The sequence below is a fragment of the Halomonas sp. DP1Y21-3 genome, from assembly GCF_019801245.1.
In the GTDB taxonomy this organism is placed as follows: Bacteria; Pseudomonadota; Gammaproteobacteria; order Pseudomonadales; family Halomonadaceae; genus Halomonas; species Halomonas litopenaei.
The window spans coordinates 883004-909134 of sequence record NZ_JAHVJM010000001.1 but is presented as its reverse complement, the minus strand read 5'-3'; the positions used below and the strand labels follow the sequence as shown (position 1 = coordinate 909134).

General features: G+C 63.9%; 24 protein-coding genes. 17 read left to right on the top strand and 7 right to left on the bottom strand.

The features are described 5' to 3' along the window. The first annotated feature begins 17 nt into the window (after positions 1–17). A complete protein-coding gene (locus KUV74_RS03910; RefSeq protein WP_222515669.1) occupies positions 18–1679 on the top strand; it encodes an amidohydrolase in 1662 nt (553 codons plus the stop codon). Between the two features lie 78 nt (positions 1680–1757). Here the strand turns inward: KUV74_RS03910 and KUV74_RS03905 are convergent, their stop codons facing one another. Beyond that, positions 1758–2363: a hypothetical protein gene (locus tag KUV74_RS03905; protein ID WP_222515668.1), complete on the bottom strand. Its 606-nt coding sequence runs from the start codon at positions 2361–2363 to the stop codon at positions 1758–1760. 369 nt (positions 2364–2732) lie between these two features. On the opposite strand from KUV74_RS03905, the gene KUV74_RS03900 reads away from it, so the two are divergent. Further along, the gene (locus KUV74_RS03900; protein ID WP_222515667.1) at positions 2733–4436 is read left to right on the top strand and encodes a dihydroxyacetone kinase family protein; all 1704 of its coding nucleotides are present in this window, start codon (positions 2733–2735) and stop codon (positions 4434–4436) included. Positions 4437–4585: 149 nt separating this feature from the next. Here the strand turns inward: KUV74_RS03900 and KUV74_RS03895 are convergent, their stop codons facing one another. Beyond that, a complete protein-coding gene (locus tag KUV74_RS03895) occupies positions 4586–5191 on the bottom strand; it encodes an exopolysaccharide biosynthesis protein (protein WP_108448535.1) in 606 nt (201 codons plus the stop codon). 366 nt (positions 5192–5557) lie between these two features. On the opposite strand from KUV74_RS03895, the gene KUV74_RS03890 reads away from it, so the two are divergent. Continuing rightward, positions 5558–5962: a GreA/GreB family elongation factor gene (locus tag KUV74_RS03890; RefSeq protein ID WP_045992777.1), complete on the top strand. Its 405-nt coding sequence runs from the start codon at positions 5558–5560 to the stop codon at positions 5960–5962. Between the two features lie 525 nt (positions 5963–6487). On the opposite strand, the gene KUV74_RS03885 is transcribed toward KUV74_RS03890, so the two are convergent. Next, positions 6488–7210 carry a response regulator transcription factor gene (locus tag KUV74_RS03885; RefSeq protein ID WP_108131263.1) on the bottom strand — a complete coding sequence of 241 codons (723 nt, stop codon included), beginning with the start codon at positions 7208–7210 and terminating at the stop codon, positions 6488–6490. 248 nt (positions 7211–7458) lie between these two features. On the opposite strand from KUV74_RS03885, the gene KUV74_RS03880 reads away from it, so the two are divergent. Then, positions 7459–8067 (top strand): LysE family translocator, encoded by a 609-nt coding sequence (locus tag KUV74_RS03880; RefSeq protein ID WP_083970155.1) that lies wholly within the window; start codon positions 7459–7461, stop codon positions 8065–8067. Between the two features lie 52 nt (positions 8068–8119). Here the strand turns inward: KUV74_RS03880 and KUV74_RS03875 are convergent, their stop codons facing one another. Further along, positions 8120–9766 carry an acyl-CoA dehydrogenase family protein gene (locus KUV74_RS03875; RefSeq protein ID WP_222515666.1) on the bottom strand — a complete coding sequence of 549 codons (1647 nt, stop codon included), beginning with the start codon at positions 9764–9766 and terminating at the stop codon, positions 8120–8122. 171 nt (positions 9767–9937) lie between these two features. Here KUV74_RS03875 and KUV74_RS03870 point away from each other — a divergent pair, with 171 nt between their 5' ends. Next, positions 9938–10489 carry an NUDIX hydrolase gene (locus tag KUV74_RS03870; protein ID WP_315900715.1) on the top strand — a complete coding sequence of 184 codons (552 nt, stop codon included), beginning with the start codon at positions 9938–9940 and terminating at the stop codon, positions 10487–10489. Positions 10490–10573: 84 nt separating this feature from the next. Then, entirely contained in the window at positions 10574–11059 is a 486-nt protein-coding gene (locus KUV74_RS03865; protein ID WP_045990894.1) for a glutathione peroxidase, read from the top strand. A gap of 12 nt (positions 11060–11071) precedes the next feature. On the opposite strand, the gene KUV74_RS03860 is transcribed toward KUV74_RS03865, so the two are convergent. Further along, on the bottom strand, positions 11072–11461 hold the full coding sequence (locus KUV74_RS03860) for a hypothetical protein (RefSeq protein ID WP_108131267.1): 390 nt from the start codon (positions 11459–11461) through the stop codon (positions 11072–11074). Between the two features lie 256 nt (positions 11462–11717). Here KUV74_RS03860 and fabV point away from each other — a divergent pair, with 256 nt between their 5' ends. The 6 genes from fabV to KUV74_RS03830 all read left to right on the top strand — a co-directional run bounded on the left by fabV (position 11718) and on the right by KUV74_RS03830 (position 17843). Beyond that, positions 11718–12914, top strand: a complete 1197-nt coding sequence (gene fabV / locus KUV74_RS03855; protein WP_045990896.1) for an enoyl-ACP reductase FabV — start codon at positions 11718–11720, stop codon at positions 12912–12914. A 182-nt stretch (positions 12915–13096) separates the two neighbouring features. Beyond that, on the top strand, positions 13097–14074 hold the full coding sequence (locus tag KUV74_RS03850; protein ID WP_181248576.1) for a GlxA family transcriptional regulator: 978 nt from the start codon (positions 13097–13099) through the stop codon (positions 14072–14074). 793 nt (positions 14075–14867) lie between these two features. Further along, positions 14868–15380, top strand: coding sequence for a DUF417 family protein (locus KUV74_RS03845; protein WP_045990897.1), 513 nt, complete (start codon positions 14868–14870; stop codon positions 15378–15380). Between the two features lie 442 nt (positions 15381–15822). Next, positions 15823–16044 (top strand): hypothetical protein, encoded by a 222-nt coding sequence (locus KUV74_RS03840; protein WP_045990898.1) that lies wholly within the window; start codon positions 15823–15825, stop codon positions 16042–16044. 722 nt (positions 16045–16766) lie between these two features. Then, entirely contained in the window at positions 16767–16991 is a 225-nt protein-coding gene (locus KUV74_RS03835) for a hypothetical protein (protein ID WP_124802861.1), read from the top strand. Between the two features lie 357 nt (positions 16992–17348). Then, positions 17349–17843 carry an isochorismatase family protein gene (locus tag KUV74_RS03830; protein WP_222515665.1) on the top strand — a complete coding sequence of 165 codons (495 nt, stop codon included), beginning with the start codon at positions 17349–17351 and terminating at the stop codon, positions 17841–17843. 91 nt (positions 17844–17934) lie between these two features. On the opposite strand, the gene KUV74_RS03825 is transcribed toward KUV74_RS03830, so the two are convergent. After that, positions 17935–18666, bottom strand: coding sequence for a class I SAM-dependent methyltransferase (locus KUV74_RS03825; RefSeq protein ID WP_222515664.1), 732 nt, complete (start codon positions 18664–18666; stop codon positions 17935–17937). 266 nt (positions 18667–18932) lie between these two features. Here KUV74_RS03825 and KUV74_RS03820 point away from each other — a divergent pair, with 266 nt between their 5' ends. From KUV74_RS03820 to astB, 5 genes are read left to right on the top strand one after another with little or no spacing between them, the layout of a single operon-like run. Beyond that, complete coding sequence (locus KUV74_RS03820) at positions 18933–20147, top strand: aspartate aminotransferase family protein (RefSeq protein WP_108448006.1); 1215 nt, start codon at positions 18933–18935, stop codon at positions 20145–20147. A gap of 38 nt (positions 20148–20185) precedes the next feature. Further along, positions 20186–21256, top strand: coding sequence for an arginine N-succinyltransferase (locus tag KUV74_RS03815; RefSeq protein ID WP_222515663.1), 1071 nt, complete (start codon positions 20186–20188; stop codon positions 21254–21256). Then, positions 21256–22299, top strand: coding sequence for an arginine N-succinyltransferase (gene astA, locus KUV74_RS03810; protein ID WP_045990904.1), 1044 nt, complete (start codon positions 21256–21258; stop codon positions 22297–22299). Before KUV74_RS03815 ends, astA begins: the two co-directional genes overlap by 1 nt. Beyond that, positions 22299–23768, top strand: a complete 1470-nt coding sequence (gene astD / locus KUV74_RS03805) for a succinylglutamate-semialdehyde dehydrogenase (RefSeq protein WP_222515662.1) — start codon at positions 22299–22301, stop codon at positions 23766–23768. The genes astA and astD overlap by 1 nt, the downstream gene beginning before the upstream one ends. A gap of 5 nt (positions 23769–23773) precedes the next feature. After that, positions 23774–25129 (top strand): N-succinylarginine dihydrolase, encoded by a 1356-nt coding sequence (gene astB / locus KUV74_RS03800; protein ID WP_222515818.1) that lies wholly within the window; start codon positions 23774–23776, stop codon positions 25127–25129. Between the two features lie 78 nt (positions 25130–25207). On the opposite strand, the gene KUV74_RS03795 is transcribed toward astB, so the two are convergent. Then, positions 25208–26131: a DUF4434 domain-containing protein gene (locus KUV74_RS03795; RefSeq protein ID WP_222515661.1), complete on the bottom strand. Its 924-nt coding sequence runs from the start codon at positions 26129–26131 to the stop codon at positions 25208–25210.

Genomic DNA, 26131 nt, shown 5'->3' with positions numbered 1-26131 from the left:
GATGAAAGGGTGGGCCCATGCTCAATAAAACGTTGCTTGCGTTGTCGGTTGCCGGCGCCAGTCTTGGTGTTTGTGCCGATACCATCGTGATTCATGATGCCAACGGCTACGGTTTCGATGTCCATCGTCAGCTGGTGAGCTTTACCACCCTTGTCGTGGAGGATGGCAAGGTGGTGGCACGAGGCGATGAGCAACTGCTATCGGAGTACCCTGAACCACAGGCAACGATCGATGCGGGTGGCCGCACGCTGTTGCCTGGCCTGATCGACGCCCACGGACATTTGATGGGGCTCGGCTATGGCCTGCTCGAGGTCGAGCTGCGTGGCCTGGCGTCGGCCGAGCAGAGCGCTGATGAAGTCGCCGACTTCGCCGCGGCAAATCCCGATCTGGAATGGATACGCGGCAGGGGATGGAATCAGGTGCTGTGGGACGGCAAGGCATTTCCCACCGCGCTAGTGCTCGATGAAGTGATTGCCGATCGCCCCGTGGTGCTGAGTCGAGTGGATGGGCATGCGATCTGGGTCAACAGCAAGGCCATGGAAATGGCAGGCGTGGATGGCGAGACCCAGGCACCGGAAGGGGGCGAGATCATTCGTGATGATGCCGGCACACCGACCGGCGTTTTCATCGACAATGCCGAGTTGCTTATCACCGACAAGATTCCCCCGCGCAGTGCACAGGAAATGGCCAAGGCCTTCGATACCGCTGTGGCACATCTGCAGGAGCTTGGCATCACTGGAATGCACGATGCCGGCGCCAGCGCCGCTGAGCTTGAGATGTACCACTCCAGGGCCGATGCAGGTGAGTTGGGGGTACGCATCTACCCGATGGTGTCATCAAGCGACCCACAGCTTGACGAGATTCTCGCGCAGGGCATCCACGACGACCCCGAAGACTGGCTGGATATTCGCAGCGTCAAGATCTATGCAGATGGCGCCCTCGGCAGTAGAGGAGCGGCGCTGCTGGCGCCCTACAGTGATCGACCCGATTCCAGCGGACTGATGATCCAGAATCAGGACGCCCTGCAGGCGCTGGTCGATCAGGTCAGCAGCCAGGGATTCCAGGCCAATATGCACGCGATAGGCGACCGCGCCAATCGTGTCGCTCTGGACGTTTATGCGCGTAGCCTGGAGCAGGATCCCCAGCGGCGTGAGCTTCGCCATCGCATCGAGCATGCGCAGGTGGTGAACGTCGATGATATACCGCGATTTACGGAACTTGGCGTCATTCCCTCGATGCAGCCCACCCATGCGACCAGTGACAAGAACATGGCCGGCGACCGGCTAGGCCAGGAGCGTCTTGCCGGTGCCTACGCCTGGCGCTTTTTCATGGACAGTGGTAGCCGTATCGCCGCGGGTTCCGACTTTCCGGTCGAGCCAGCCAACCCCTTTTACGGCCTGCACGCCGCCGTGACTCGGGAAGACCGCGACGACCAGCCCGAAGGAGGCTGGCTACCCGGGCAGAAGCTCACCGTGGCCGAAGCCCTGCGCGGCTTTACCGTCGATGCGGCCTACGCGGCGCACCAGGAGGGTAGCCTGGGTGGCTTGATGCCGGGGCAGTGGGCGGATTTCGTACTGGTGGATACCGATATCCTGCGTGCCGATCCGGCTGAGCTCTGGCAAACCCGGGTGAGTGAAACCTGGATTGCCGGAGAGCGAGTATTTGTGCGGGACCAATAGGCCGAAAGGCGCCCCGCAAGGCATGGAGCAAGGCCGATATGCTTTGTTTGCGGCGAAGGGGGGCGCCGGTTTACTCGTTCACGATGGCTCGATTTCAGCCTGACTCAGGGCGGTGATGGCGGTCTCGGCCAGGCCTGCCAGCGATGAAATGTCCAACAGCGAAGAGTGGTGATACTCGGCTAGGCCAGGCTGGGTCCGCCAGTAGCGGGAGTCCTGTCCATCGATCTCCCACCCTGGCGGAATGTCGTGAATATCCCGCGGTTCGATGCTGAACGCGGCCACCAGCCCTTCGCCCTGATGCCAGCTCAGCAAGGTGGTCAGTGGCAGGCCGTTGTCGCGTTTGATGAAGCACCGAAACAACCCTTGGGTCCAGACGTTCTGGGGGCTCGGTTGCTGTTCTGGGGGGAGTTCTCCGATGGAGAGCTCGCGCCAGATGGTGCCCTTGATCAATGGCTTCCAGATGCGCTTCGACGCCTTCAGCAGGACTTCTAGATAATCGTTGCGGATCTGATGCGCCAGAATCAGCGTATTGCAGTGGTTGATGAGTTCGTCCCACTGCATGCCGACCGCCAGGTGCTCCAGCTCATGGGCGAGCAGGGCGTCCACGGCGTGTCGTGTGGAAGGGTGCTGCAGGTAGTCGTGAAGCGGGTCGGACAGTTTCAGGTCATGGTGAGAGGTTTTCATATCGGTCCCTGCTGGGAAGAGGGACGGAATGCCGCCTCTTGCCCCCGAAAGGCGAGGCGACGGCGTCCATGCCGTCGGTGACTTGTCACTCGACCAATCCTTGGTCGGCAGGATCAGAATAGCCCCCTTGGACGGCTGTGCCTTTGACCATGATCAGGTGGCCATGAGCATGGTTGTGCGATAGCGCTACTTTGCTGTTTTTTGGGCACAACTGGCCCAGTGTGGCGGAAAAACCTGTGGCCAGCTCTTCGCTTCAGCGCACCCTGGCCGTGCGTGAAGCGCGGGGCGAGTCTTGTGCGCCGGCTTTACAAGGGGTCGAGGCTCATCCATGTTGCCATTCTGAATCCACCGTCGGGCAGGAGGCTCATCATGAAGAAGCTGATCAATGATCCCAGAGGCAGCGTTCGCGAGATGCTGGAAGGCATGGTGGCCCTTCATCCCGGGCTTGCGCTGATGGATGAAGAAAACGTGGTCATCGACGCTAGCTTGCCTGAAGACCCTGAGCGTCGGCCGGTGGCGGTGATATCCGGCGGCGGCAGCGGACACGAGCCGGCCCACGCTGGCTACGTCGGGCGCGGCATGTTGACGGCCGCCGTGGCGGGAGACGTTTTTACCTCACCGAGCGTCGATGCCGTGCTGGCGGTGATCCTTGCCTGCGCCGGCCCACGTGGGGCCCTGCTGGTGGTAAAGAACTATACCGGGGATCGTCTCAACTTCCGCCTTGCCGCTGAACTGGCAAGGGTCCGGGGGCTTCCAGTAGAGGTGGTGATGGTCGCCGATGACGTGGCGCTGCGCGATTCACTACCCCGGGAGCAGAGTCGTGGTGTGGCCGGGACGGTACTGGTGCACAAGATCGCCGGTGCCGCTGTGGCCCGTGGTCTACCCCTCGAGGAGGTCGCCGCGCTGGCTCGGGGAGCGGCCGAATCGGTGGCGACCATGGGTATTTCCTTGGGTGCCTGCACGGTGCCGGCGGTCGGCCGGCCGGGGTTCGAACTCGGTGATGACGAGATCGAATTCGGATTGGGCATCCATGGCGAGAAAGGGGTTCGCAAGTCGGCTATGCTGCCGGCGGATACCATCGTCGATAGCATGCTGGAATCTCTGAGCCAGGCGTTGTCGGTGAAGGGGTGTCGTCTGGGTGTGCTGGTCAATGGTCTCGGCGGCACACCGCCGATGGAGCTTGCCATCGTGGCGCGACGGGCCTTGACCAGGCTGCGTGAGCTGGGGGCCGAGCCGGTGCTGGGGTGGTGCGGCAACTTCATGACGGCGTTGGAAATGCCGGGGTGCTCGCTGTCGTTGATGGTGCTCGACGAAGCCCGCGAGGACTTGCTCACGTCGCCGACCGAGGTACGCATCTGGCCAGGCAGTGCCGAAGTGGCAGCGGAGGTGAAGAGTGTGACTGCCAGCGTGCTTGATGAGCCGCTGCCGGGCGCCGACGAGGCTGGACCACCCTGCGAGCGACTTCAGCGAGCGGTGGCGGCGGTGGCGAGCGCCATGGTGGCCAGCGAGGAGCGCTTGACCGAGCTCGACAGTGCCGCCGGCGACGGCGACCTGGGGGCCAGCATGGTGCGCGCGGCCCAGGCGCTGCGCAAGCTGCCGGACAGCGCTTTTGGTGCGCCTGCCGACTGCCTGGCCAGAGCCGGGGAGGCCCTGAGGCGAGCGATCGGAGGAAGCTCAGGTCCCTTCTACGCCTTTGCCCTGCTGCGTGCGTCGCAGGCATTGCCGAGCGAAGGGGAGGTCGCGGCGCAGGATTGGGCAAGAGCGCTCAAGGCCGCCGGCGACGCTATCGCCGAGATCGGAGGTGCTGCTCCTGGGGATCGCACCATGCTGGATGCTCTGGTGCCGGCCAGCCAGGCCTTCGAGGCCGCGCTGGCAGAGGGATTGGACGGATCTCAGGCCTTTGCTCGGGCGGTCGAGGCGGCCTGGCGCGGCGTCGAGGCTTCGGCCCGCATGCATCCACGCTTTGGTCGCGCGGCCTACCTCGGCGATCGGGTGATGGGCGTGCCCGACGGTGGCGCCGAGGCGGTGGCAAAATGGCTCGAGGCCATCGACCGGTCCTGCGGCCAGCGCTAGAGCGCCACCAGTACCACCCAGGCGGTGGATAGGGTGAAGAGATAGCCCAGCAGCGCCATCAGGCCGTCTCGCGCCAGCAGGGCCAGGCCGAACAGTGATCAGAGAGAGGGGGCCGCGCCGGCTTTGCTCTAAAGAAGGGGGGCTTCGTGCTAGAGCGCCACCAGCACCACCCAGGCGGTCGATAGGGTGAAGAGATAGCCCAGTAGCGCCATCAGTCCGTCTCGTGCCAGCAGGGCCAGGCCGAACATGGTCTGAGCCGCGCCGGCGAGCGTGGCACTGAATGGAATCAGTTCCATCGGTGGCGTGGCGAGCGCAATGGCCAGACAGGCCAGGCCGATGGGGTAACGGGCGATCTGACCGGTGAATACAGTCAGCCTCGGTTTCAACAACCGATCGATCCAGGCGGCCGGCTTGCGCAGCCAGCCGATGGTTCGCTCGACCTTGTCGGTCTCCACCTCACGCCGCGCCAGCCAGGCCGGAAGCCAGACGCTCTTTTTTCCGGCCAGCAATTGTGCTGCAGCAAGCACGACTAGCAGCGCCATCATGGTGGGCACACCGGGGATATCACCGATCAGCGGAGTGAGCGTGACCAGGCCTGCGACCAGCAGGATGGGGGCAAAGCTGCGCCTGCCGACGGCGTTGATGACCTCAGCCAGGCTCAGGCAGCGCTTGTCCTGGCTGGCGGCCTGTAGCTGGTCGAGCAGTTCGGTCAAGGATTCAGGAGAGGACTCTGAAGCGGTGGAACTCGTCGGCATGGGGCCTCGGGCGTGGGTAAAGCGACGTAGTATGGGGGCTGGAAAAGCCGCCTGTCCATGCCGTGAACCCAGCGCGCTCGTCGCCTCCGGAGGCAGGCGGCGGTGTAGAGGCAGACTTGTCTGGCCTGTCACATCGGTCGTCAACTGCGTCCGCGCTTGTCGATACGACGGCGACAGAACGGTGTCCAGGCAAGGGGCGAGGCGGGTGCGAGTTTAATATAAGTAGTTTCTTATTTTTAGAAGTTGTCGTATGCTGAAACTGATACGAGTCCTTCCCTATATCGGGGAGGGCTTTTTTTGTTGCCAGGCCTGATTCTCGATCGTTGTCTTCGACGCAGGCCGACGTTTAGCAGTGAGGTGCCAAGGATGTCGTTGAGACTTGCCAACCGTCTTGATGCGGAGCGTTTACAGCGCCTGATCGATGAAGCCTGCGGAACCGAACGGGCTGCCGCCGACCTGCTGGAAGAGCGACTGGAGCGTGCCGAGATTCGCGACCCGGACGAGATGCCCGATGACGTGGTCAGCATGAACAGCAAGGTTGTGCTCAGGGACGTCGACACGGACCGACTTCTGACGCGCACGCTGGTCTATCCTCATGCGCTGGCGACGACCGAAGATGGTCTATCGGTGATGGCGCCGCTGGGCGCCGAGCTGTTGACCCGTCGGGTCGGGGAAGAGTGGACGACCCAGGTGGCATTGGGGAAGCCAGGGCGCTGGCGGGTGGAAGAGATACTGTGGCAGCCGGAGCGAGAGCGTCAGTTTCATCGCTAGGCTTGTCTGAATCGCTGGGCTTGTCTAATGGGCTTGTCCGAACAGCACCGTCGTTCGTCGACTTTTCGCTCATCGACTTCTCGCTCAAGGCCCAGTGAGCAGAGCAGCCGCAGCCTTTGGCATCGCCTGGATGAGCAAAGGAGGAGGGAGATGGGCCGATTCACTCACCGGTTCTCAGGGTGTGTCCTCGGGCTGGGGCTTTTCCTCGCGGGTACAGGCGTTGCCGTGGCCGATATTGTCGTGCGGTTCTCAGGGACTCAGGGCATTCCCTTCACCGCTCAGTGGGAGTGGACGGGCCCAGGGCAGGAGCACAGGAGTGGGACCTGGGCGGGACGGGCGCCTCGGGTAGAACGCCTGCCTGACGGAAGGTTCAGCATGACCGTCATCCAGCAGGCGTCCGGGGGCCGGCTGGAGGTGCTGGTCACCGGGCGCGGCAATCGTTCTTCCTCGTCCAGCAGTGGTGCCGGGGCGACGATGTTGTTCTCGTTGCAGTGAGCCTGGCCGCAAGGCCATGTCGTGATCGGTTCAGCGAGGCTCGAGCTCCCGGGGCAGGCGGCTGCGATGTGAATTCTTGGTCATGGGGGGCGGGATGCCCAAGTGCTTGCGCGCCCAGTGTGCGGCCTCGGCGCGGTGATGCACCTTGATCTTCTTGAAGATGTTGTACAGGTGAGACTTGACCGTATGCTCACTCAGGAACAGTTGGGTGGCGATATCCTGGTTGGACGCGCCGTTGCCGATGAAGCCGAGAATTTCCAGCTCCCGCTGGGTCAGACCGGCGACGGGACGGTAGGTGTTGAACTGCTGTCGTCGGAAATATTCGAACATCTGCTGTAGCAGCGGACGCGACATCCACAGGGCGCCATCGAGGAGTTGGATGATTCCCTTGCAGATATTGTCCAGTTCGTCGCGGCGATAGAAGATGCCCTGAAGGTGCAATGACGCCAACAATTCAGCGGCTTGTTCCTGGTTGGCCAGGTTGAACGCCGCCAGCAGAATGTCGGGAAACTGTGCCTTGAGCTCGTGGCAGCGATGCATGTCGCTGTGCGATAGCTGATCGGCGTCCAGTAGCCACAGTTGCACACCAGGAGGTGAGTTCGACAGTTCCGCTTCCAGGCCGGACACCGCCTCCGGGGCAAGAGGACTGACCTGGCAGTCGAGTACCTGGCTCAGGTGATGGGTGAACAACTGCGACTGCACGTTGGGGTGCGTGATCAGCCGGACGATCGGACCTTCCTGAAGGGCAGACATCGTCCCCTCCCTGTTCCCATGCGATGATTGATCGTTATCGTTTTTTGGTGATGCCGATTTAGTATCGTTATCGATACTAATATGCTTGTAAATGACCATTGGGCGTGAACTTTGTCATTTCCGAAGAATGGTTTTTTTGATTCAGGCCGCAAAGGATGGCCGCTGAGCGCCGTGGGTCGTAGGTGTCAGCACGCTGAACTGTGCGCCATTCGTCGTCTAGTCCATCGGAATTCTCACGAGGGAGTGTGATGCCGCTGTCATTGTGGATGTCTCTGGCCGCCATCTGTGCCATGGGGGCCATGTCTCCTGGTCCAAGTCTGGCCCTGGTGCTTCGTCATACGCTGGGAGGGGGGCGCAGCTCCGGGGTGGTGGCGGCGATCGCCCATGCGCTGGGCGTCGGCCTCTACGCCTTGCTGACCGTCTGGGGACTGGGGGAGGTGATCGAACGCCATCCCTCCGCCTTTCGCGTGATCACGATCGGTGGGGCACTGTATCTGGCCTGGCTTGGCATAAAGGCGCTGAGGGCCGGGCGTGGCGGAGCGCTGGGCGCCCGACCCACCGCCGCCAGTCACCGCGTCGCTGCGAGAGAAGGGCTGTTGGTTGCCCTGGGTAATCCCAAGCTGATCCTGTTCTTCGTCGCGCTGCTCAGTCAGTTTGTCAGTCCCGAAATGTCCTCGATCGAGCGTGCCATCATTGTGCTGACGGCGATGCTGATCGACGGTGGCTGGTACGTCATCGTGGCGTTGGGGCTATCGCACTCCCGCGTGCTGCCCTGGCTCCAGGCTCGCGCCCACTGGATCAATCGCATCAGCGGGGTGCTGCTGCTGGGGCTGGCGCTGAGGGTGCTGGCGGGATAAGGCCGCCGCCGGCTGCGAGCATTTCGTGGCCGAGGCTGCTGGCGATGTCGGTTCATGCTGGCGCCGAGCGATGGAGGATGGCGTCCAGCGGACTTGCCGTCGGCAACACGCCATAGGCCGGGCTCGGGTGCTGGCCCAGGCGGGTGCGGCAGAAGGTATCCGCCACCTCGTGGGGCGCGTGCTGGACCAGCAGCGCTGCCTGGGTGCACTGGGCCAGCCACTGGGTCAGCCAGCGGGCCCTGGGCACCAGGTCTTCGCGGGTCTGTGGCTGAGGCAGCAGGGCCAAGGCGCGATCCAGATCCGGATGTCCACCTCGGGCATGCTCGAACAGCTGATACAGGGCCGCCATGGCCTCGGGGTGTCGCGCCATGACCCGCAGCACGTCGAGGCAGATCACGTTGCCGGACCCTTCCCAGATGGAATTGACCGGCGCTTCGCGGTAGAGCCGCGCCAGCGGTGCTTCCTCGACGTAGCCGATGCCTCCGAGGCACTCCATGGCCTCGGCCATGAAGCCGGGGGCGCGCTTGTTGTGCCAGTACTTGGCCAGGCTCGGCAGCAGCCGGGCCAGGGCGCGCTCCTGCTCATCCCCGCGGCTGGCGCCGTCGAAGGCCTGAGCGGTGCGCAGCATCAGCGCCACGCCGGCCTCCACCTCCAGCGCCAGATCCGCCAGTACCGCTCGCATCACCGGCTGCTCGGCCAAGGGCGCCCCGAAGGCATGACGCTGACAGGTATGCTGCCAGGCCTCGCGCCAGGCCTGGCGCATCATGCCCACCGGGGCGCTGGCGGCGTCGAGACGGGTCTGCTGAACCATTTCCAGGATGGTGGCGATGCCGCGTCCAGGGGCGCCGAGCGGGTGGGCCCAGGCCCCCCGATATTCGATCTCGGCGGAGCCATTGGCGCGATTGCCGCACTTGTCCTTCAGTCGCTGAATCTCGATGGCGTTGCGGCCGCCATCAGGGGCGAAGCGAGGCACCAGGAAGCAGCTGAGGCCTTCGTCTCGCTGAGCCAGGGTCAGGAAGGCGTCGGACATGGGGGCGCTCATGAACCACTTGTGTCCGTACAGGCGCCAGCCGTCCTCGCCATGTTCGGCTCGGGTGGTGTTGGTGCGCACATCGCTGCCACCCTGCTTCTCGGTCATCGCCATGCCGAAGGTCAGGGCGTGCTTGTCGCTCGCCGGTAGTGCCCTGGAATCGTAGTCCTCGACGAGCAGTCGAGAGGTCCACCAATCCGGCAGCGAGCGTTCTCGACGCAGCACCGGGTAGGCGGCATGGGTCATGGTCACCGGGCAGCAGATGCCAGTTTCGGCCTGGGTCAGCAGATAGAGTCCCGCCACGTGCGCCTGATGACCGCCGCGCCCCTCCTCCGTCCAGGCCATGGTATGGACGCCACGGGTGGTAGCCAGGCGCATCAGGGCGTGGTAGGCCGGGTGGTAATCGACGGCGTCGAGCCGGCGACCATGACGATCGAAAAGTCGCAATGAGGGTGGGTGGCGGTTGGCCTCGTCAGCCAGTCGCTGGGTCTCCGCACGACCGACATCCTGGCCCAGCAGGGACAGTCGGCAACTCACCCAGGCCGGCGCCAGATGGGCCAGCCAGAACTGAAGCACGGCGTCGTCGGCGAAGGCGTCGAAGGGAAGAGAGTACGGCTGATTGTCGACCCGGTGGCTCGCCAGGCACTCTCGCGGAGCTTGGTCATGCATGGCCCTGTCCTGATGACGAAAGACCTGATATTCAGCATGGTGTGCTGTGCCCCTCGGGTCAAACGAGAGGGATGACGCAACGGGACGGGATGGGTAGTCTTGGGGCTTTCTCGGTGGAGCCCTTCGATGTGCCCTGTTTCCTCTTTCGACTCGGCTCCCACGGCCTCTGGCGTGACGAATGCTGGCGAGGCGTCCCCTGACAGCCAGCGCGAGGCGCCCGCGGCGGTGATCGCCCGGGAGCGTGTGCAGGTGGTGGATGCCCGCAATCGTCCCTGTGGCAGCGCCTGGCGCGCTGAAATGCGCCGCTATCGGTTCTGGCACCGCGCCACCTACATCGTGGTACGCAATCGCCGTGGTGAACTGTGTGTGCAGCATCGAACGCTGACCAAGGAAGCCTTTCCCGGTGGACTGGATCTGGCGGCGGGAGGCGTGGTCGGCGCCGGGGAGGCGGTCCACGTCTCGGCACGTCGTGAGCTGGCCGAGGAGCTCGGTATCCGCGCAGTAGCGCTGCGCCATTGCCTGGAGTTCCGCTACGATGAGGACGGGTATCGCATCTTCGGCAGCGTCTACTGCGTAGAGTGGGACGGCCCCTTGTCGCTGCAGGCCGAGGAGGTCGCCAGTGTGGCATGGATGTCACCGCGTCGAGCCCTCGAGCTCGCCGGCGTGACGCCGGATACGCGGCTGGCCCTCGAGTTGCTGCTCGAGCGCGAGGGGGACAACTGAATGCCGCTTTGCCGCCAGGGCGTTGCGACTGGCGCAATGACGTCTGGCATGTCATCGTGAAGACAGTAAGCGCGAGTTCATCCCATGACCCTGCATGATGTCGAGTGCCGCACCCATAGCGGCGAGCCCTTCAACCTCCGCGCCCTGCGTGGCCAGGTGCTGCTCGTGGTGAACGTGGCGAGCAAGTGTGGCTTCACCCCTCAACTGGCGGAGCTGGAGGCGCTCTATCGTGAACACCGCGAGCGCGGCTTTACCGTGCTCGGGTTCCCCTGCAATCAGTTCGCACGGCAGTCGCCGGAGTCCGCAGAGCAGTTCTGCGCTTTCGGTGAGCGTGAGTTCGGTGTCACCTTTCCCTTGATGGAAAAGGTCGAGGTCAATGGCGCCAAGGCCCATCCGCTGTTCAAACGCCTGAAGGCCGAAGCCCCAGGATGGATGGGAACACGCGCCATCAAGTGGAACTTCACCAAGTTTCTGGTCGCCCGAGACGGCCGCGTGCTCAAGCGCTATGGGCCTCGCGATGGGGGCGACGCCATGATGCTGGACCTCGAGCGGGCACTGGACGAATCCTGACCTCTTTGGCGCTCAGCGTATGTCTCCTCCGCGCGCCACCACCAGCCGTTCCACCAGTTCGTTGTAGCGATGGCGCACCATCATGGTGGTCAGGCCCGAAAACAGCGCCCAGAACTTGCGTCGCCAGCCCTTGAGGCGGAGGTTGTGGGCGACCAGACGGCGCATCAATTGGTGGTCATCGAACTTGCGCCACTCACCGGCGACCGACATCTGCTGACGCGACAATACCGGCGCCAGCTCGATCCGAAAGACCCATTCCAGGTCCTTGAGGGCGATGCCGTCGCGCTCGATCACCTCGACCATCCGCGCATAGTCGGACTCTCTGGGCTCGCGTTCGAGCCACATGGGCGCCAGGGCAAGCCACAGCTCGCCGCGTTCATCGACCAGGGTCTGTGCATCCATCGGGCGGTCTCCTCAAGCGGTGGGCAGCATCCTGCCCGACCCCGTGCCGGTGGGCAAGAGAGCGACGCGATCGCCAGCACAGCCGGACAGGGCCCTGGTGTGTTCAGGCGCAATGCGCGGCAAGGAAAAGCGCGGGAAGTCAGGGGCATGTGCACAAAGGCGGACAGGGCGGCGCTGTGCCGCTAGAATATCGCGACCACGCTCTACACATTGGATGGCTCTCCCTCGGGAGCCGCGAGTAACGAAGAGGTCTGTCGTGATCATCAAGCCCAAGGTACGCGGATTCATCTGCACCACCACCCATCCCGTCGGTTGCGAGAAGAACGTCCTCGAGCAGATCGAGGCGACCCGTGCGCGCGGCCTCGATGCATCCAAAGGGCCCAAGAAGGTGCTGGTCATCGGCGCCTCCAGTGGCTACGGTCTGGCCGCGCGCGTCACCGCGGCCTTCGGCTACGGCGCCGATACCCTGGGGGTGTTCTTCGAGAAGCCGGGCAGCGAGAAGAAGCCGGGCACGGCGGGCTGGTACAACTCTGCCGCGTTTGACAAGTTCGCCAAGCAAGAAGGGCTCTACAGCAAGTCCATCAATGGCGATGCCTTCTCCCACGAGGCGCGTGACAAGGCGATCGAGCTGATAAAGGCCGACATGGGCCAGATCGATCTGGTGGTCTACTCGCTGGCTTCCCCGGTGCGCAAGCTGCCCGATTCCGGCGAGCTCAAGCGCTCTTGCCTGAAGCCCATCGGCGAGACCTATCGCGCTACCGCCATCGATACCAACAAGGACACCATCATCGAAGCCCAGGTGGAGCCGGCGACCGAGCAGGAGATCGCCGACACCATCGACGTCATGGGTGGCCAGGATTGGGAACTGTGGATGGAGGCGCTGTCCGAGGCCGGCGTGCTGGCACCCGGCGCTCGCAGTGTGGCGTTCAGCTACATCGGTACCGAGATCACCTGGCCGATCTACTGGCACGGCGCCCTTGGCAAGGCCAAGGAAGACCTGGACCGGGCAGCCTCCGCCATCGATGACTCGCTCAAGCAGAGCGGTGGCGGCGCCAACGTGGCGGTGCTGAAGTCCGTGGTGACCCAGGCCAGTGCGGCGATTCCGGTCATGCCGCTGTACATCGCCATGGTGTACCGCGTGATGAAGGAGCAGGGTCTGCACGAAGGCACCATCGATCAGCTCAATCGTCTGTTCGGCGAGCGCCTCTACGGCGGCGAGGCGACCACCGATGACGTCGGGCGCCTGCGCCTGGATGACTGGGAGTTGCGTGACGATGTCCAGCAGGCGTGCAAGGACCTGTGGCCCCAGGTGACCAGCGACAACCTGTTCGACATCACCGACTACGCCGGCTACAAGCACGAATTCCTGAAGCTGTTTGGCTTTGAGCGCGATGACGTCGACTACGACGCCGACGTTGATCCTGTCGCCGAGTTCGACGTGGTGCAGCTGTAAACCAGAGGACTGCCGTTCGGCGATGAAGGAGGCCGCGACCGAGAGGTCGCGGCCTCCTTCGATGTGAAGCCCGCAGACCTTGGGTGTCGACCTGGTGTAGCCCATGCGCAACGGACATGGGCGCTGAATCTCGCAGATCAGTGGCGTAATATATGCCTCGCGCACACTCCTCGAGACCCCCCATGCCACACACCGTCAGCACAACACGTTCGCCGGATTTGCTTCGACAGGTCGGGGTCGTGGTCATGCCGGGGTTTTCGCTGCTGGCGCACGCCTGTGCCACCGAACCGCTGCACGTGGCCAACTTGCTGCACGGGCGAACCCTGTATCGATTGACCAGCTACGCCAGCGGCGGCGACGCGGTGACCAGCGCCTCCCAGCAGACGGTGTTGCCACGCGCCGCGCTGGGGGAGGCGGAGTCGCAACCCGACATGGTGCTGGTGTGTGGTCCGGCCAAGCTGCCGGGGGGCATTCCTGATGACCTGGCCGCCTGGCTCAGGCGTCTGGCGGCGTCCGGGGTGGTGCTTGGCGGTATCGGCGGTGGCACCGAAGCCCTGGCCCGGCTGGGCCTGCTGGATGGCTACCAGGCAACGCTACCCTGGCAGCGTTTCGAGGCCTTCGCGGCGGCCCATCCCAGGGTGCGCCTGTCACAGCAGCTGTTCGAGATCGACCGTGACCGGATCACCTGCGGTGGGGGGACCGCCGCCATGGACATGATGATCACCCTGGTGGAAAGCCACCACGGCTCAGGCCTTGCCACTCGTATCTCCGAGTACTTCGTGATGGAGCGCATCCGCATGGGGGACGAGCCCCAGCAGATCCCCCTGCGTTCACGCCTGGCCCATGCGCCGGACAGCCTGGTCGAGGCGGTCCAGCTGATGGAAGCCAACATCGAGGAGCCGCTGTCTACCCATGAACTTGCCGAGCACCTGGGGATCTCTCGCCGTCAGTTGGAGCGGCTGTTCAAGAAGTACCTGAAGTCGGTGCCGAGCCGCTACTATCTGGACCTGCGCCTGCAGAAGGCCCGTCGAATGTTGCGCGATACCGACCAGCCCGCGGGCGAGATCGCACTGCAGACCGGCTTTTCTTCTGCCGCCCACTTTTCCACGGCCTATCGCAACCACTTCGGCATGACCCCGAGAGAAGAGCGACTGGGCTGACGCTCGACGCCTTCTGTATCCGGTACGTCTTCAGGCCTTGATGAGCGACGCTTGTCGGAATGGTCTGGTCCTGAGGGTAACGGCTGCTGTCTTCACCGTGCTTCTCCCCTCCGTCGCGTTTCAGCTTCTCGCTCCGACCCTCTCGCTTCGCCCCTGCTCACTCCCGCATTTCTAGCCCCGTCTGCACTCGCCCCGTCTGCACTCGTCGCCCCGTCTGTACGTGCTCCACTCGCCTCTGCGCTCTACATCATCTCCAGCACGACTCCTCTCGCTCATCTCTCGCTCCTTTCTCGCTCCTTTCTCCCCGGCTTCTGTCGTCCTATCGTTTCGCCTCTTGCTATCTCTACTGTGCACTGCCCGATGTGCCTACCCGCTAACAATTGGCGTATTTCCTTCTTTTGCGTCGCCGAGTGCATAGGCCGGCACAGCATGGGCGCGTAAGGAATCTCCAATAAATGCTACATAGATACCGTAACTCCTGGAGCCGTTGCGGCTTGTCCGCTGGCCGAGGTCAGGCAACGGCCAAGCAAATGGCTCTGCTTTCGTCCCGGGAATGTCGATGGGCGTGTCGATAGCGGCCCGGGACGAAAAAAATGAAGAAGGCGTGTAAGAAAGTCGCAGGTAACACCTACCAACCACCATGAACAACAGACGAGTTGCTCGGAAGCCTGCCGCTATTGAGGTCGGAATTCTGTGCATATTCGAACGAAGCGTGAATGAAACGGTAGCAGAAAAGTGGAGGCGTCAGGATGCCATCCACGCAAACTAAAAAAGTGAAGACGGAGAGTTAGACATGAACCACACCACCATTTCTCGACTGGGTTTCTATGTGGCCCTGTACGGCGTCGTCGCCATTCTTTTCTGGATCGGCTTTTTCAAGTATCACCCCGATGAAGCTGCAGCGATCCAGGGCATTGTGGCCAGTTCGCCACTGATGGCCTGGCTCTATGATGTCGCCAGTGTCAATCAGGTATCGGCCGCGATCGGAACCGCCGAGATTATCGTCGGTCTGCTGGTAGCCGCCTATCCCATCTCGAAAAAGGCCGGCCTGGTGGGTGGTGCCTTGGCAAGCGTGATCTTTCTGACAACGACCAGCTTCCTGTTGACCACGCCGGGTGTGCTGCACGTCAGCAGCCTGTCGGGTGACACCCTGGCATTCCCGTCCCTGTTCGGAGGCTTCCTGGCCAAGGATCTGGTACTGCTCGGCGCATCGCTGGTGATCACCGGCTCAGCCTGGCAGGCAGTGAGTGCAGAGCGCAGTGCACAGCATGCTCAGGACGACGCTCTGGTTGCTGATGCTGCATAGAAATGAAAGGGCTTTTCGGTCTCGGGAATGTGGCTTTCCCGGGCTGGAAAGCCCGCTCCGCGCCTGGTCCCTTTGTGAAGGGGCGCTGGTGGAGGACATGGCTACCAAGGTGTGTGGGCGCAAGAGTCCGCGTCGGCGCACCTTTCCAATCAAGAAGTTTGGGTGAATTAAATCAGCAGCTTAAACGAATATTGTGCCTGAATGATTAGATGGACATATTTGCAATTGCCAATATGAGGGATGCCGATTAGATTTGATGTTGCCGGGTAACAAAACGTTACGACGAGAGTCGGAAAGACGGAAAGTGGTTAGATCGAAGATAGAGGTAGAGGGCAGAGTGTCGGCGCGTCCAGGAAGATGATCCCAAGGGATGCTCGATAACGCACAAAATATCAGAATGATTCAACGTCGAAATACTATCGACGACTCCAAGGAGAGTGACATGAAAACCAAAATGATCTTTGCCGCAGTGATGGCCTCCATGTTTGCCGCTGGCAGTGTCTATGCCATGGACTCCGACACCCTGCAAAAGCGCATGCAGGAAATCGAAGAGCGCAGCACCGAAGCGTCTGAAGAGCAGAAGGTCGAGGCCCTGGAGCAGGAAGTGGCTGAGCTCAAGGACCTGCTGCAGATGACCGTAGAGAGCCTGGAAGAGTCCCAGTAACACAAGCTGGAGAAAGACACGCTGGAACGCTGACGTAAAGGGCGCTCGCTCTGCAACTCGAGAGGATCGCCCTGGCAGCGCATGAACTAGCCAAAAGGACATGCAAGCGTGAAGGGAAATGTCGGTAAGGTGATAGAAAAGGTGTGCTCATCTTGATGACTCCCTTATCTACAGCGGCAGGGACGCCGTCTTGCCTTGCGGGTTTGAAGCGCTCTTTGGGTTGGTTGTGACAAGACGTTGGGCATCAATACGCTGGCGGTTTCCGCTGGATAGATGCCGCCAGCCAAAAGCGCTAGTGGTCAAACCAATGTTCGGACTGTGCAAGTCTGGTCATGCAGAGCAAGCGTCGGTTGCGTGCTGAAATGGTGCCCTTTAGATTGATCTTGTCGATTTGTGAACAGTGTTTTTCGAACGGATATCGATACCTGTTCGCCGACAGGTGGACGTTCATGGACCGAGCGCCTCAAGGACTTGAGTCGAAGGATTGGCTCACTGGCCGCAGGGACGCGGTCTTGCAGAGCGATTGAAGCGTGACATTGGATGTCCGGCGGAAGAGCTCGGGAGTGGTCGTCGAAGCGCCTACCTGTCGGTGGCCGTGACGCACCTTGGCTTTCACTAACGTTGGTTGATTACCGCTTCCTGCCACCACCCGGCAGCGCCATCCAGGGGCGGCGGTCAGGACAAGTGGTCGAAGGATGTTCGACGAAAACGAGGAGAGAGACATGAAAACCAAGATGTTGGCAACTGCAGCGCTGGTCTCGATGATGGCCGTCGGCTCAGCCTTCGCCATGGATTCCGATACCTTGCAGAAAAACATGCAACGGATCCAGGAGAATGCCGAAAGCGCAGAGCGCCAGGCCAAGATTGCAGCCCTCGAGCAGGAGGTTGCAGAGCTGAAGGAACTGCTGCGCGAGACCATCGCGGCGTTCCAGGAAGCGAATATGTAAGTCGTCAGCAAAGACGGCAGCAGTGTTGTCGCGTTTCGCGACCGCTACGTGAAAGGCTCACTCAGGTGGGCCTTTTTAGCGCTTGAAGGATGCTGCGTTCGAATGCTCCTGCGTTCATGACATGCTCAACCGTGGCTACGCTGCTGCGGTCTGCTGGTAACCAGCGCTCGTCTATTGATGGGAGGAAGGTCAGGGCAGGGCAGCCGATACCGATTCCTATGCTGATGCCGATGGACAGAACCCTCGACAGTAACGTCATGTCCGAATCTGCCCCCTTCAGGGCCGGCCTTGTACTGCGCATCGCTGCTGCGGGGCACTAGTCTGCAATCTCCCCCCCCCCTTTGCTGGAGATTGGACATGACCACAGCACTTCTCGTCATCGATGTTCAGGCCTCGTTTCTCGCGCGCCCCTACTGGGATGCCACTCGACTCGGTGATTGGCCGGACGCTCAGCGCTCCTTGATCGACCTGGCACGCGAGGCAGGCATGTTGATGGTGCGAATCATCCATACGGAGCCGGGAAGCCAGGGCGCATTTGATCCCGACAATGGGTTGACCCGAGCCATGGAGGGCTTCGAAGACCCCGCTGATGTGACCTTTTACAAGACCGCCCACAACGCCTTCACCGATACGGGGCTGGACCGCTGGCTACGCGGTCGAGGAGTGTCTCGGCTATGGATTAGCGGTATTCGCACCGAGCAGTGCTGCGAGACCACCACCAGGGTGGCCTCCGATCTGGGATACGCCGTGGACTTCGTCAGTGAAGCGACCCTGACCTTTGCCATGCAGCGGGGAGCGCGAACCTTCAGCGCCAGCGACATCCGCGAGACATCGCCGAGCGGGTGGGGGTGAGCGACGAACGTCAGCTGCGCCGGCTGTGGAAGCGCTTTGAAGCCGATACGCCTGCCCGGTGGCGCCGCCAGCATCGCCAGTGGACGCAGGCTCAGCCGGACTGATGTTCAGTAGGCCCAGGTTCTGCTGGTCGAGATTCGGCTAGTCGAGGTTCTTCTGGTCGAGGTTCTTCTGGTCGCGGTTTCGCTGGTCGAGGCTCGGCGTGGTCGGCCTTGGCGGCGATCAACGCACGAAACAACGAGCCCATCATCACCGGAGTGTCCTGTTCGATGACAAACCCTGCCTGGTCCAGCAATGGCCGGGCCTGGCGAGTGATATCGGTGGCGATGGCGGATGTCAGCAGATTGAGCCCCCTGCGCGCCAGTCCCGAGGGCCGCTCGTCGCTCTGGAACTTGTCCATCACGCATAGCTGGCCGTCGCCTTTGAGGACGCGATGGGTCTCGGTGAGCCCCTTTGCCGGATCCGGCATCACCGCCAGGATCAGGTGCATCACCACCACATCGAAGCTGTTGTCGGCGTAGTCCAGCCGCTCGGCATCCATGGTTCTGGCCTCGACGTCGATGCCAAGCCGACAGGCGCGATCCTTGAGACGCTTGACCATCGCCGGGCACAGGTCGCTGGCGTGGATCTCCAGGTCTCGCGGTAGCCACGGCAGGTCAAGGCCGGTGCCGGCCCCCACCAGCAGTACCTTCATCCCCGACTGCCAGCACACCTGATTCAGGGCACGCCGCCGCGCCCTGGCAAAGGTACGCTGGGCCACCGTGTCGTAGACGGGGGCATAAAGCGAATAGCGCCAGCGGTTCCAGACGGTGGTGTTGAGCATGGCGGAGCCCCTGGAGGTGGTAGTGATCGGGTCAGGTCCTGCGGGAGTCTTCAGCCTAGACGAAGCCTGGGTAGGCGTCATGACGATGGTGCAAGGGCAGGGCGCAAGGACAGAGCTTTGTGAAAAAGCGGGTCCCATTGCTGAAAGCCGTGGAGCGAGGGCGTCCCTATACTCGAAGCATCGATCCATTTCATGCTTTGCAGTAGCGCGCAAGCTGCGCGCTCCCGTCCGACGACGGGCAACGCCAACCACAGCGGAGATCCCCGATGAGCCATACCCCGAGCCGTGCCGACTTCGACCAGTACATGGTGCCCAACTACGCTCCTCAGAAGGTCATCCCGGTGCGCGGCGAAGGCAGCCGTCTGTGGGATCAGGAAGGCCGCGAGTACATCGACTTCGCCGGCGGCATCGCGGTGAACTCGCTGGGTCACTGCCACCCGGTGCTGGTCGAGGCCCTCAAGGCCCAGGCCGACAAGCTGTGGCACCTGTCCAACGTCTACACCAACGAGCCGGCACTGGAGCTGGCCCGGGAGCTGACCGAGCGTACCTTCGCCGACAAGGTCTATCTGTGCTCTTCGGGTGGCGAGGCCAACGAGGCCGCACTGAAGCTGGCGCGTCGCTGGGCCCATGACAAGCACGGGGCCCACAAGGACAAGATCATTTCTTTCCGTCAGTCCTTCCATGGTCGCACCCTGTTCACCGTCAGCGTGGGTGGCCAGCCCAAGTACTCCCAGGGCTTCGGGCCGGTGCCCGGAGGCGTGCTCCACGCCGAGTTCAACAACCTGGACAGCGTGCGCGAACTGGTCGGCGACGACACCTGCGCCATCATGGTCGAGCCGATGCAGGGCGAGGGCGGCATCGTGCCGGCCACGCCCGAGTTCCTCCAGGGCCTGCGTGACCTGTGCGACGAGCACGACGCCCTGCTGGTGTTCGACGAGGTGCAGACCGGCGTGGGCCGCTCCGGCTCGCTGTACGCCTACATGGACTACGGCATCACCCCGGACATCCTGACCAGCGCCAAGAGCCTGGGCGGTGGTTTCCCGGTGGGCGCCATGCTGACCACCGATCGCGTCGCCCCGGTGCTGGTGCTGGGCACCCATGGTTCCACTTACGGCGGCAACGCCCTGGCCTCGGCGGTGGCCCTGGCGGCGATCCGTCATATCGACACGCCGGAAGTGCTTGGTGGCGTCGCCAAGCGTCACGACCTGTTCCGCGAGCACCTGGAAGCGATCAACCGCAAGCACGGCGTGTTCAAGGAAATTCGTGGCATGGGACTGCTGATCGGTGCCGAAATGGCCCCCGAGTATGAAGGTCGCGCCAAGGACATCCTGCCGCTGGCCATCGAGGAAGGTCTGATGGCGCTGATCGCCGGCCCCAACGTGCTGCGCATGGCGCCGTCGCTGGTGATTCCCGAGGCCGACATCGTCGAGGGACTCGAGCGTCTCGAACGCGCCATCGCACGGATGGTCAGCGCGTCGTGAAAGGTGCCGATCAACATGAGCTGACGGGAGGGCATCCGATGCTGGCCGTTCGCCCTGTGCGGCTAGGTGACCTGCCGGCGCTGGAGCGCCTGGCGGGTTCTGCCCAGCCACGTTTGACCAACCTGCCGGCCCACCGTGATCGCCTGGAAGAGCGCATCGCGCGCTCCCAGCGGGCGTTTGCCAGTGAGGCCGAGGTACCCGGCGACGAACACTACACCTTCGTGCTCGAGGATCGCGAGCGCGGCGAGGTGGTCGGTACGGCGACCATCCGCGCCCTGGCCGGGGCCACCGAGGCGTATTACACCTATCGCCAGGAAACCCTGATCCACGCCTCGCAGCAGCTCAATGTTCGCCGTGAGGTGCCGACCCTGGCGCTGTCCCATGAGGTCTCGGACGCCAGCCTGCTGTGCGCGCTGTCGCTGGATCCGCGGTACAAGGGCACCAGCGCCGAGAGCCTGCTGCGCCGTGCCCGGCTGATGTTCATCGCCCAGTACCCCGAGCGCTTCGCCGAGGTGCTGGCGATGGCCTTCCCGGGGTATCTGGACGACGACGGCGAGTCGCCGTTCTGGAACAGTGTCGGTCGCCACTTCTTCGTGCGCGACTACCACGAGATCAACTACACCGCAGGCGTGCGCTCGAAGAGCTTCATTGCCGAGGTGATGCCGCAGTTCCCGCTATACCTGGCGCTGCTGACGCCCCAGGCGCGCGCGGCCATCGGACGCGAGCACCCGGCCCACGAGGCGGCGCTGGAAGAGATGCTGGCCGAGGGCTTCCTGCGCTCGCGCCACGTCGACCTGTTCGACGCAGGCCCGGTGATCAAGGGCGATCGCATGCGCCTCGAGTCCTTCCGTCGCGCCGCCTGGCACCCGGTACGCATCCGCCCAGAGCACGCTCTACCCGATGCCGAGCCTGCGATGGTCGCCAACCAGCGCCTGGACGGCTTCTGCTGCACGGTGGCGCGCTACGCGCTGTCGCCCACCGGCCAGCTGATGCTGTCGCCGGCCCACGCCGAACTGCTGGGCGTGGAAGAAGGACGTGCGGTGCTAGCGGCGCCGCTGGGGCTGAGCGATGACGGGCTCGACCCGGGCTACGACGAGGGAGAGCTGTAATGCGCATGCGACCGATCATGGAAGGGGACCTGGACGAACTCCAGGCGCTGGCTCGGGAGACCGGGGTCGGCTTCACCTCCCTTCCCGATAACCGCGAGTTTCTGGCGGACAAGATCGCCTCCGCCACGAGCGCGTTCAACGAGCAGACCCCGGTGGACCAGCGTCTCTACTTCTTCGTGCTGGAGGACGAGGAGAGCGGGCATCTGGCCGGCTGCTGCGCCATCGAAGGGCAGGTCGGGCGTGAAGTGCCGTTCTATCACTACCGCGTGGGCACCCTGGCGCACTCGTCCAAGCAGCTCGACCTGCATCGCACCGTCGATACGCTGTTTCTGAGCTCGGATCACACCGGCGACGCCGAGGTCGCCTCGCTGTTCCTGCGCCCGGAGTTCCGGGGTGCCGATCGCCGTCATCAGCGCAACGGCGCGCTGTTGTCGATGATGCGTTGGCTGTTCATGGCCGAGTTTCGCGATCGTTTTCCCGAGAAGGTGCTGGCGGAGATGCGCGGACGCTTCGACGAGAACGGACGCAGCGCCTTCTGGGACTGCCTGGGGGCCAACTTCTTCCCCATGGACTTCAACGAGGCGGATCGGCTGACCGGCCTTGGCCAGAAGAGCTTTATCGGCGAGCTGATGCCCAAGTTCCCGATCTATACGCCGTTTCTCTCGGAGCAGGCGCGTGCCTGCATCGGTCAGGTCCACGAGCACACCCGCCCGGCGCTGGCCATGCTCAAGAAGCAGGGGCTGCGCTGGGAAGGCTATATCGACATCTTCGACGGCGGTCCCACGGTCGAGGCCTACATCGACGACGTCAAGGGCGTGCGCTTGTCGCGGCACGTGCGTGTCGAGGTCGACCCCAACGCCGACAGCGCCGAGCGGCCCCAGTGGCTGGCGGCGACCACCCGCATGGCCGACTTCCGTGCCGCCTGGGTCGGGCGCGGTCCCGACGCCGACGGCGTGCTGGTGCTCAATGACAACGAGGCGCGCAGGCTGGAGGTCGCCTCCGGCGACACCCTGCGCGTGCTGAATTCCGACGAGGAGGCGTGATGCAACCCACACAACAATTGCTTATCGATGGACAGTGGATGTCCGGCGACGCCGAGGCCTTCACCAAGCTCGACCCGATCACCGGCGCCGAGCTGTGGCAGGGCAAGGCCGCCAGCGACGAGCAGGTCGCCCAGGCCGTTGCCAGCGCACGCAAGGCTTTTCCCGACTGGGCATTGACCTCGCTTGAGCAGCGTGAGGCCCTGGTCGAGCGCTTCCGTGGCGTGCTTGAAAGCCACCGCGAGGACCTGGCGGCGAGCATCGCCCACGAGACCGGCAAGCCGCTGTGGGAAGCACGCACCGAGGTCGGCGCCATGATCGGCAAGGTGGCGCTGTCCATCCGTGCCCGTGAGGAGCGCACCGGCGAGCGCGAGCGTGACCTGGGTGACGCCCGAGCGGTACTGCGCCATCGCCCCCATGGCGTGATGGCGGTATTCGGTCCCTACAACTTCCCCGGCCATCTGCCCAACGGGCATATCGTGCCGGCGCTGCTGGCCGGCAATACCGTGGTGTTCAAACCCAGCGAGCAGACCCCGCTGACCGCCGACCTGACCCTGCAGTGCTGGCTCGAGGCCGGCTTGCCGGCGGGCGTCATCAACCTGGTCCAGGGCGCGGCACAGGTCGGCCAGGCGCTGTCCGCCGATGCCGGTATCGATGGCCTCCTGTTCACCGGCAGCGCCAAGGTCGGTGGCCTTCTGCACAAGCAGTTCGCCGGCCAGATGGGCAAGGTGCTGGCGCTTGAGCTCGGCGGCAACAACCCGCTGGTGGTCAAGGACGTGCCGGACGAGGACGCCGCGGTGCTGACCATCCTGCAGTCGGCCTTTCTGTCCGGGGGCCAGCGTTGCACCTGCGCCCGCCGCCTGATCGTGCCCGAGGGCGAGGCCGGTGATCGCCTGATCGACGCCCTGAGCGGCGCCATCGAGCGCCTGCGCGTGGCCGAGCCCTTTGCCGAGGAGGCGCCGTTCTACGGTGGTCTGGTCAGCGTCGAGGCGGCCGAGGGGCTGCTCGCCGCTCAGGCAGACCTGGAGGCTCGCGGTGGCAAGGTGCTGTCGCGCATGCGCCAGGTCGAGCCGGGCACCAGCCTGCTGACACCGGGACTCGTTGACGTGACCGGGGTCGAGGTGCCGGACGAGGAACACTTCGGGCCGCTGCTCAAGGTCTACCGCTACCAGAGCTGGGACGACGCCATCGCACTCGCCAATGACACCCGCTATGGCCTGTCCGCCGGGCTGATCGGTGGTGAGCGGGCCGATTGGGACGACTTCCTGCTGCGCATCCGCGCCGGTATCGTCAACTGGAACCGCCAGACCACCGGCGCCTCCGGCGACGCGCCCTTCGGCGGCGTCGGCGACAGCGGCAACCATCGCCCCAGTGCGTATTACGCTGCCGACTACTGCGCCTACCCGGTTGCCTCCGTCGAGAGCGAAGCCCTCAACCTGCCCGAAAAGCTGCCACCGGGGGTGAGTCTGTGAGCGATATGAGCCAGCGGGACGTGGTCGAGGTCAACTTCGACGGCCTGGTGGGGCCAACCCACAACTACTCGGGGCTGGCCCACGGCAACGTGGCGTCGATGTCCCACGGTGGCCTGGTGTCCAACCCCCGCGAGGCGGCGCTGCAGGGCCTGGCCAAGATGAAGGCGCTGAAGGACGCAGGCTACGTGCAGGGCGTACTGCCGCCGCAGCAGCGCCCTGACCTGGGGGCGCTGCGCTCGCTGGGCTTTGCCGGCGACAACGGTCAGGTGCTGGCCCAGGCCGCCAGCCAGGCGCCGCAACTGCTGCGCGCGGTGTGCTCCGCCTCCAGCATGTGGACGGCCAACGCCGGCACCGTGACACCGAGCCTGGATGCCGCTGACGGTCGAGTGCACTTCACCCCGGCCAACCTGCAGTCGAGCTTCCACCGCTTTCTGGAGCCGGAGACCACCGGTCGGGTGCTGGCGGCGATCTTCGCCGATCCCGCCCACTTCGCCCATCACCCGGTGCTGCCGGCGACGCCGGCGTTCTCCGATGAAGGCGCGGCCAACCACACCCGGCTGTGCGGCGAGCACGGCGAGCCGGGGGTGCACCTGTTCGTCTACGGGCGTCAGGCCTTCGGTGGTGACGGCGTCGAGCCGCGTCGCTTTCCGGCGCGCCAGACCCTGGAGGCCAGCCAGGCCATCGCCCGCCAGCATGGGCTCGCTGAGCATCAAGTGGTCTACGCCCAGCAGCACCCGGATGCCATCGACGCAGGGGTCTTCCACAACGACGTCATCGCCGTGGGCAATGGCCCGGTGCTGCTCTACCACGAGCTGGCCTTCCGTGACGAAGAGGCCACGCTTGATGCGCTGCGCGAGAAGATGTCGACGCCGCTGATTCCGGTGCGGGTGCCGCTTGAGGCGGTCAGCCTCGAGGACGCGGTGGCCTCCTACCTGTTCAACTCCCAGCTATTGTCCAATGACGACGGCAGCATGACCCTGGTGGTGCCGGGGGAGTGTCAGGAGCGTGAAGCGGTGTGGCGGTGCATCCAGGATCACCTGCTGGCCGGCAACAACCCGATCGGCGAAGTGGTGGTCAAGGACGTCAAGCAGAGCATGCGCAATGGCGGTGGTCCGGCCTGCCTGAGGCTCAGGGTGGTGCTGAGCCAGGCCGAGCGCGAGGCGCTGTCCGGCCGGGTGCTGCTCGACGACGCCCTCTACGCCGACCTGGTCGCCTGGGTCGAGCGTCACTATCGCGAGCGTCTGGCACCGGAAGACCTGGCCGACCCCAGACTCGCCGAGGAGACATTGGCGGCGCTGGACGAGCTGACGTCCCTCCTCGCGCTGGGCCCTGTGTACCCCTTCCAGGGAGCTGGCAACTGAGCCGCGATGGGCTCAAATGAACACGCGTATCCTGGTTGCTGTTTGTCGATTCGACCCCACCCTCCCCGGTGGGGTTTTTTATTGAGCGAGAGCGCCAGGTGGGCCTTGGTGCAGCGCTTCTGCCCAGGGCATGTAACGCAGCGAAAAGACCGCGTCCGGATGGCAGTCGTTGCCGCGTTGGCGTGGGGTCGCCGGGCTTGCCTGGAAGTCGGATTCGGTCGCGCTGGTGCGGGCGAAGGCTTCGCGGACGACGCCGATGCGACAGCTCAGGGCGTCGCGGTAGGCCTGGCGCATGGGCGGATCCAGGTTGCGGGTGCCTTCGTCGTCCTGCCACCACACCTGCCAGCCGCTTTCGGTGATGTCCTCGGCCCAGGCCGCGTAGACCCCTGGCGTCACGAAGCCTCCGCTGAACATGCTCAGGTGCAGCGGGCCCGTCAGTTGTTGGCTGGCGCTGGCCAACTGGCGCGTCAGTTCCTGGCGTACGCCGGGTTCACGAAACAGCCAGTCATCGAGTTCTTCCGGCAGGTACCAGCCCACCGGCGTCAGTGGCCATTGGCGCTGGATCTGCTGCTGTCGCGCGTGCGCCTTGGCCAACTGCTGGTACCAGTAGTGACGGAAGCGGGCGTTGTCGGGGAGGGTTTCGTAGTATTCGGGGTCCTGATAAAGACCGATAATCAGCTCGAGTCCCTGGCGTTCGGCATCGACCAGGGCGCTGGACAGCCAGCCATCGGCGCCGCCGAAGGTCTCTTCGCCGTACTGGGTCCACTGCACGATCAAGGTGTGGACGCCGTTCTCGCGGGTACGCCGCCACAGCGTCTGCCACTGCTGTCGGCTGAGCGTCGCATCGCGATTCTGAGGCTGGTAGAACAGGGTTTCGCTGCGGTAGGCCTCGGCGGCTCTTGTCAGGGGGCTGTCGTCGGCGGCAGCGACCGTCCCCACGGGGATGGCAAGGACCACCGTCAGGGTCAGTGGCGCGACAATGCCAGCGAATGGGACTGGCAC

Coding starts and splice junctions, on each gene's coding strand:
- KUV74_RS03845 (WP_045990897.1), top strand. CDS start 14,868: ATGAACCACACCACCATTTCTCGACTGGGTTTCTATGTGGCCCTGTAC.
- KUV74_RS03830 (WP_222515665.1), top strand. CDS start 17,349: ATGACCACAGCACTTCTCGTCATCGATGTTCAGGCCTCGTTTCTCGCG.
- astB (WP_222515818.1), top strand. CDS start 23,774: ATGAGCCAGCGGGACGTGGTCGAGGTCAACTTCGACGGCCTGGTGGGG.
- KUV74_RS03895 (WP_108448535.1), bottom strand. CDS start 5,191: ATGCCGACGAGTTCCACCGCTTCAGAGTCCTCTCCTGAATCCTTGACC.
- KUV74_RS03835 (WP_124802861.1), top strand. CDS start 16,767: ATGAAAACCAAGATGTTGGCAACTGCAGCGCTGGTCTCGATGATGGCC.
- KUV74_RS03885 (WP_108131263.1), bottom strand. CDS start 7,210: ATGTCTGCCCTTCAGGAAGGTCCGATCGTCCGGCTGATCACGCACCCC.
- astA (WP_045990904.1), top strand. CDS start 21,256: ATGCGCATGCGACCGATCATGGAAGGGGACCTGGACGAACTCCAGGCG.
- KUV74_RS03815 (WP_222515663.1), top strand. CDS start 20,186: ATGCTGGCCGTTCGCCCTGTGCGGCTAGGTGACCTGCCGGCGCTGGAG.
- KUV74_RS03875 (WP_222515666.1), bottom strand. CDS start 9,766: ATGCATGACCAAGCTCCGCGAGAGTGCCTGGCGAGCCACCGGGTCGAC.
- KUV74_RS03825 (WP_222515664.1), bottom strand. CDS start 18,666: ATGCTCAACACCACCGTCTGGAACCGCTGGCGCTATTCGCTTTATGCC.
- KUV74_RS03910 (WP_222515669.1), top strand. CDS start 18: ATGCTCAATAAAACGTTGCTTGCGTTGTCGGTTGCCGGCGCCAGTCTT.
- KUV74_RS03900 (WP_222515667.1), top strand. CDS start 2,733: ATGAAGAAGCTGATCAATGATCCCAGAGGCAGCGTTCGCGAGATGCTG.
- KUV74_RS03840 (WP_045990898.1), top strand. CDS start 15,823: ATGAAAACCAAAATGATCTTTGCCGCAGTGATGGCCTCCATGTTTGCC.
- KUV74_RS03865 (WP_045990894.1), top strand. CDS start 10,574: ATGACCCTGCATGATGTCGAGTGCCGCACCCATAGCGGCGAGCCCTTC.
- KUV74_RS03890 (WP_045992777.1), top strand. CDS start 5,558: ATGTCGTTGAGACTTGCCAACCGTCTTGATGCGGAGCGTTTACAGCGC.
- KUV74_RS03905 (WP_222515668.1), bottom strand. CDS start 2,363: ATGAAAACCTCTCACCATGACCTGAAACTGTCCGACCCGCTTCACGAC.
- KUV74_RS03860 (WP_108131267.1), bottom strand. CDS start 11,461: ATGGATGCACAGACCCTGGTCGATGAACGCGGCGAGCTGTGGCTTGCC.
- KUV74_RS03880 (WP_083970155.1), top strand. CDS start 7,459: ATGCCGCTGTCATTGTGGATGTCTCTGGCCGCCATCTGTGCCATGGGG.
- KUV74_RS03850 (WP_181248576.1), top strand. CDS start 13,097: ATGCCACACACCGTCAGCACAACACGTTCGCCGGATTTGCTTCGACAG.
- KUV74_RS03820 (WP_108448006.1), top strand. CDS start 18,933: ATGAGCCATACCCCGAGCCGTGCCGACTTCGACCAGTACATGGTGCCC.
- astD (WP_222515662.1), top strand. CDS start 22,299: ATGCAACCCACACAACAATTGCTTATCGATGGACAGTGGATGTCCGGC.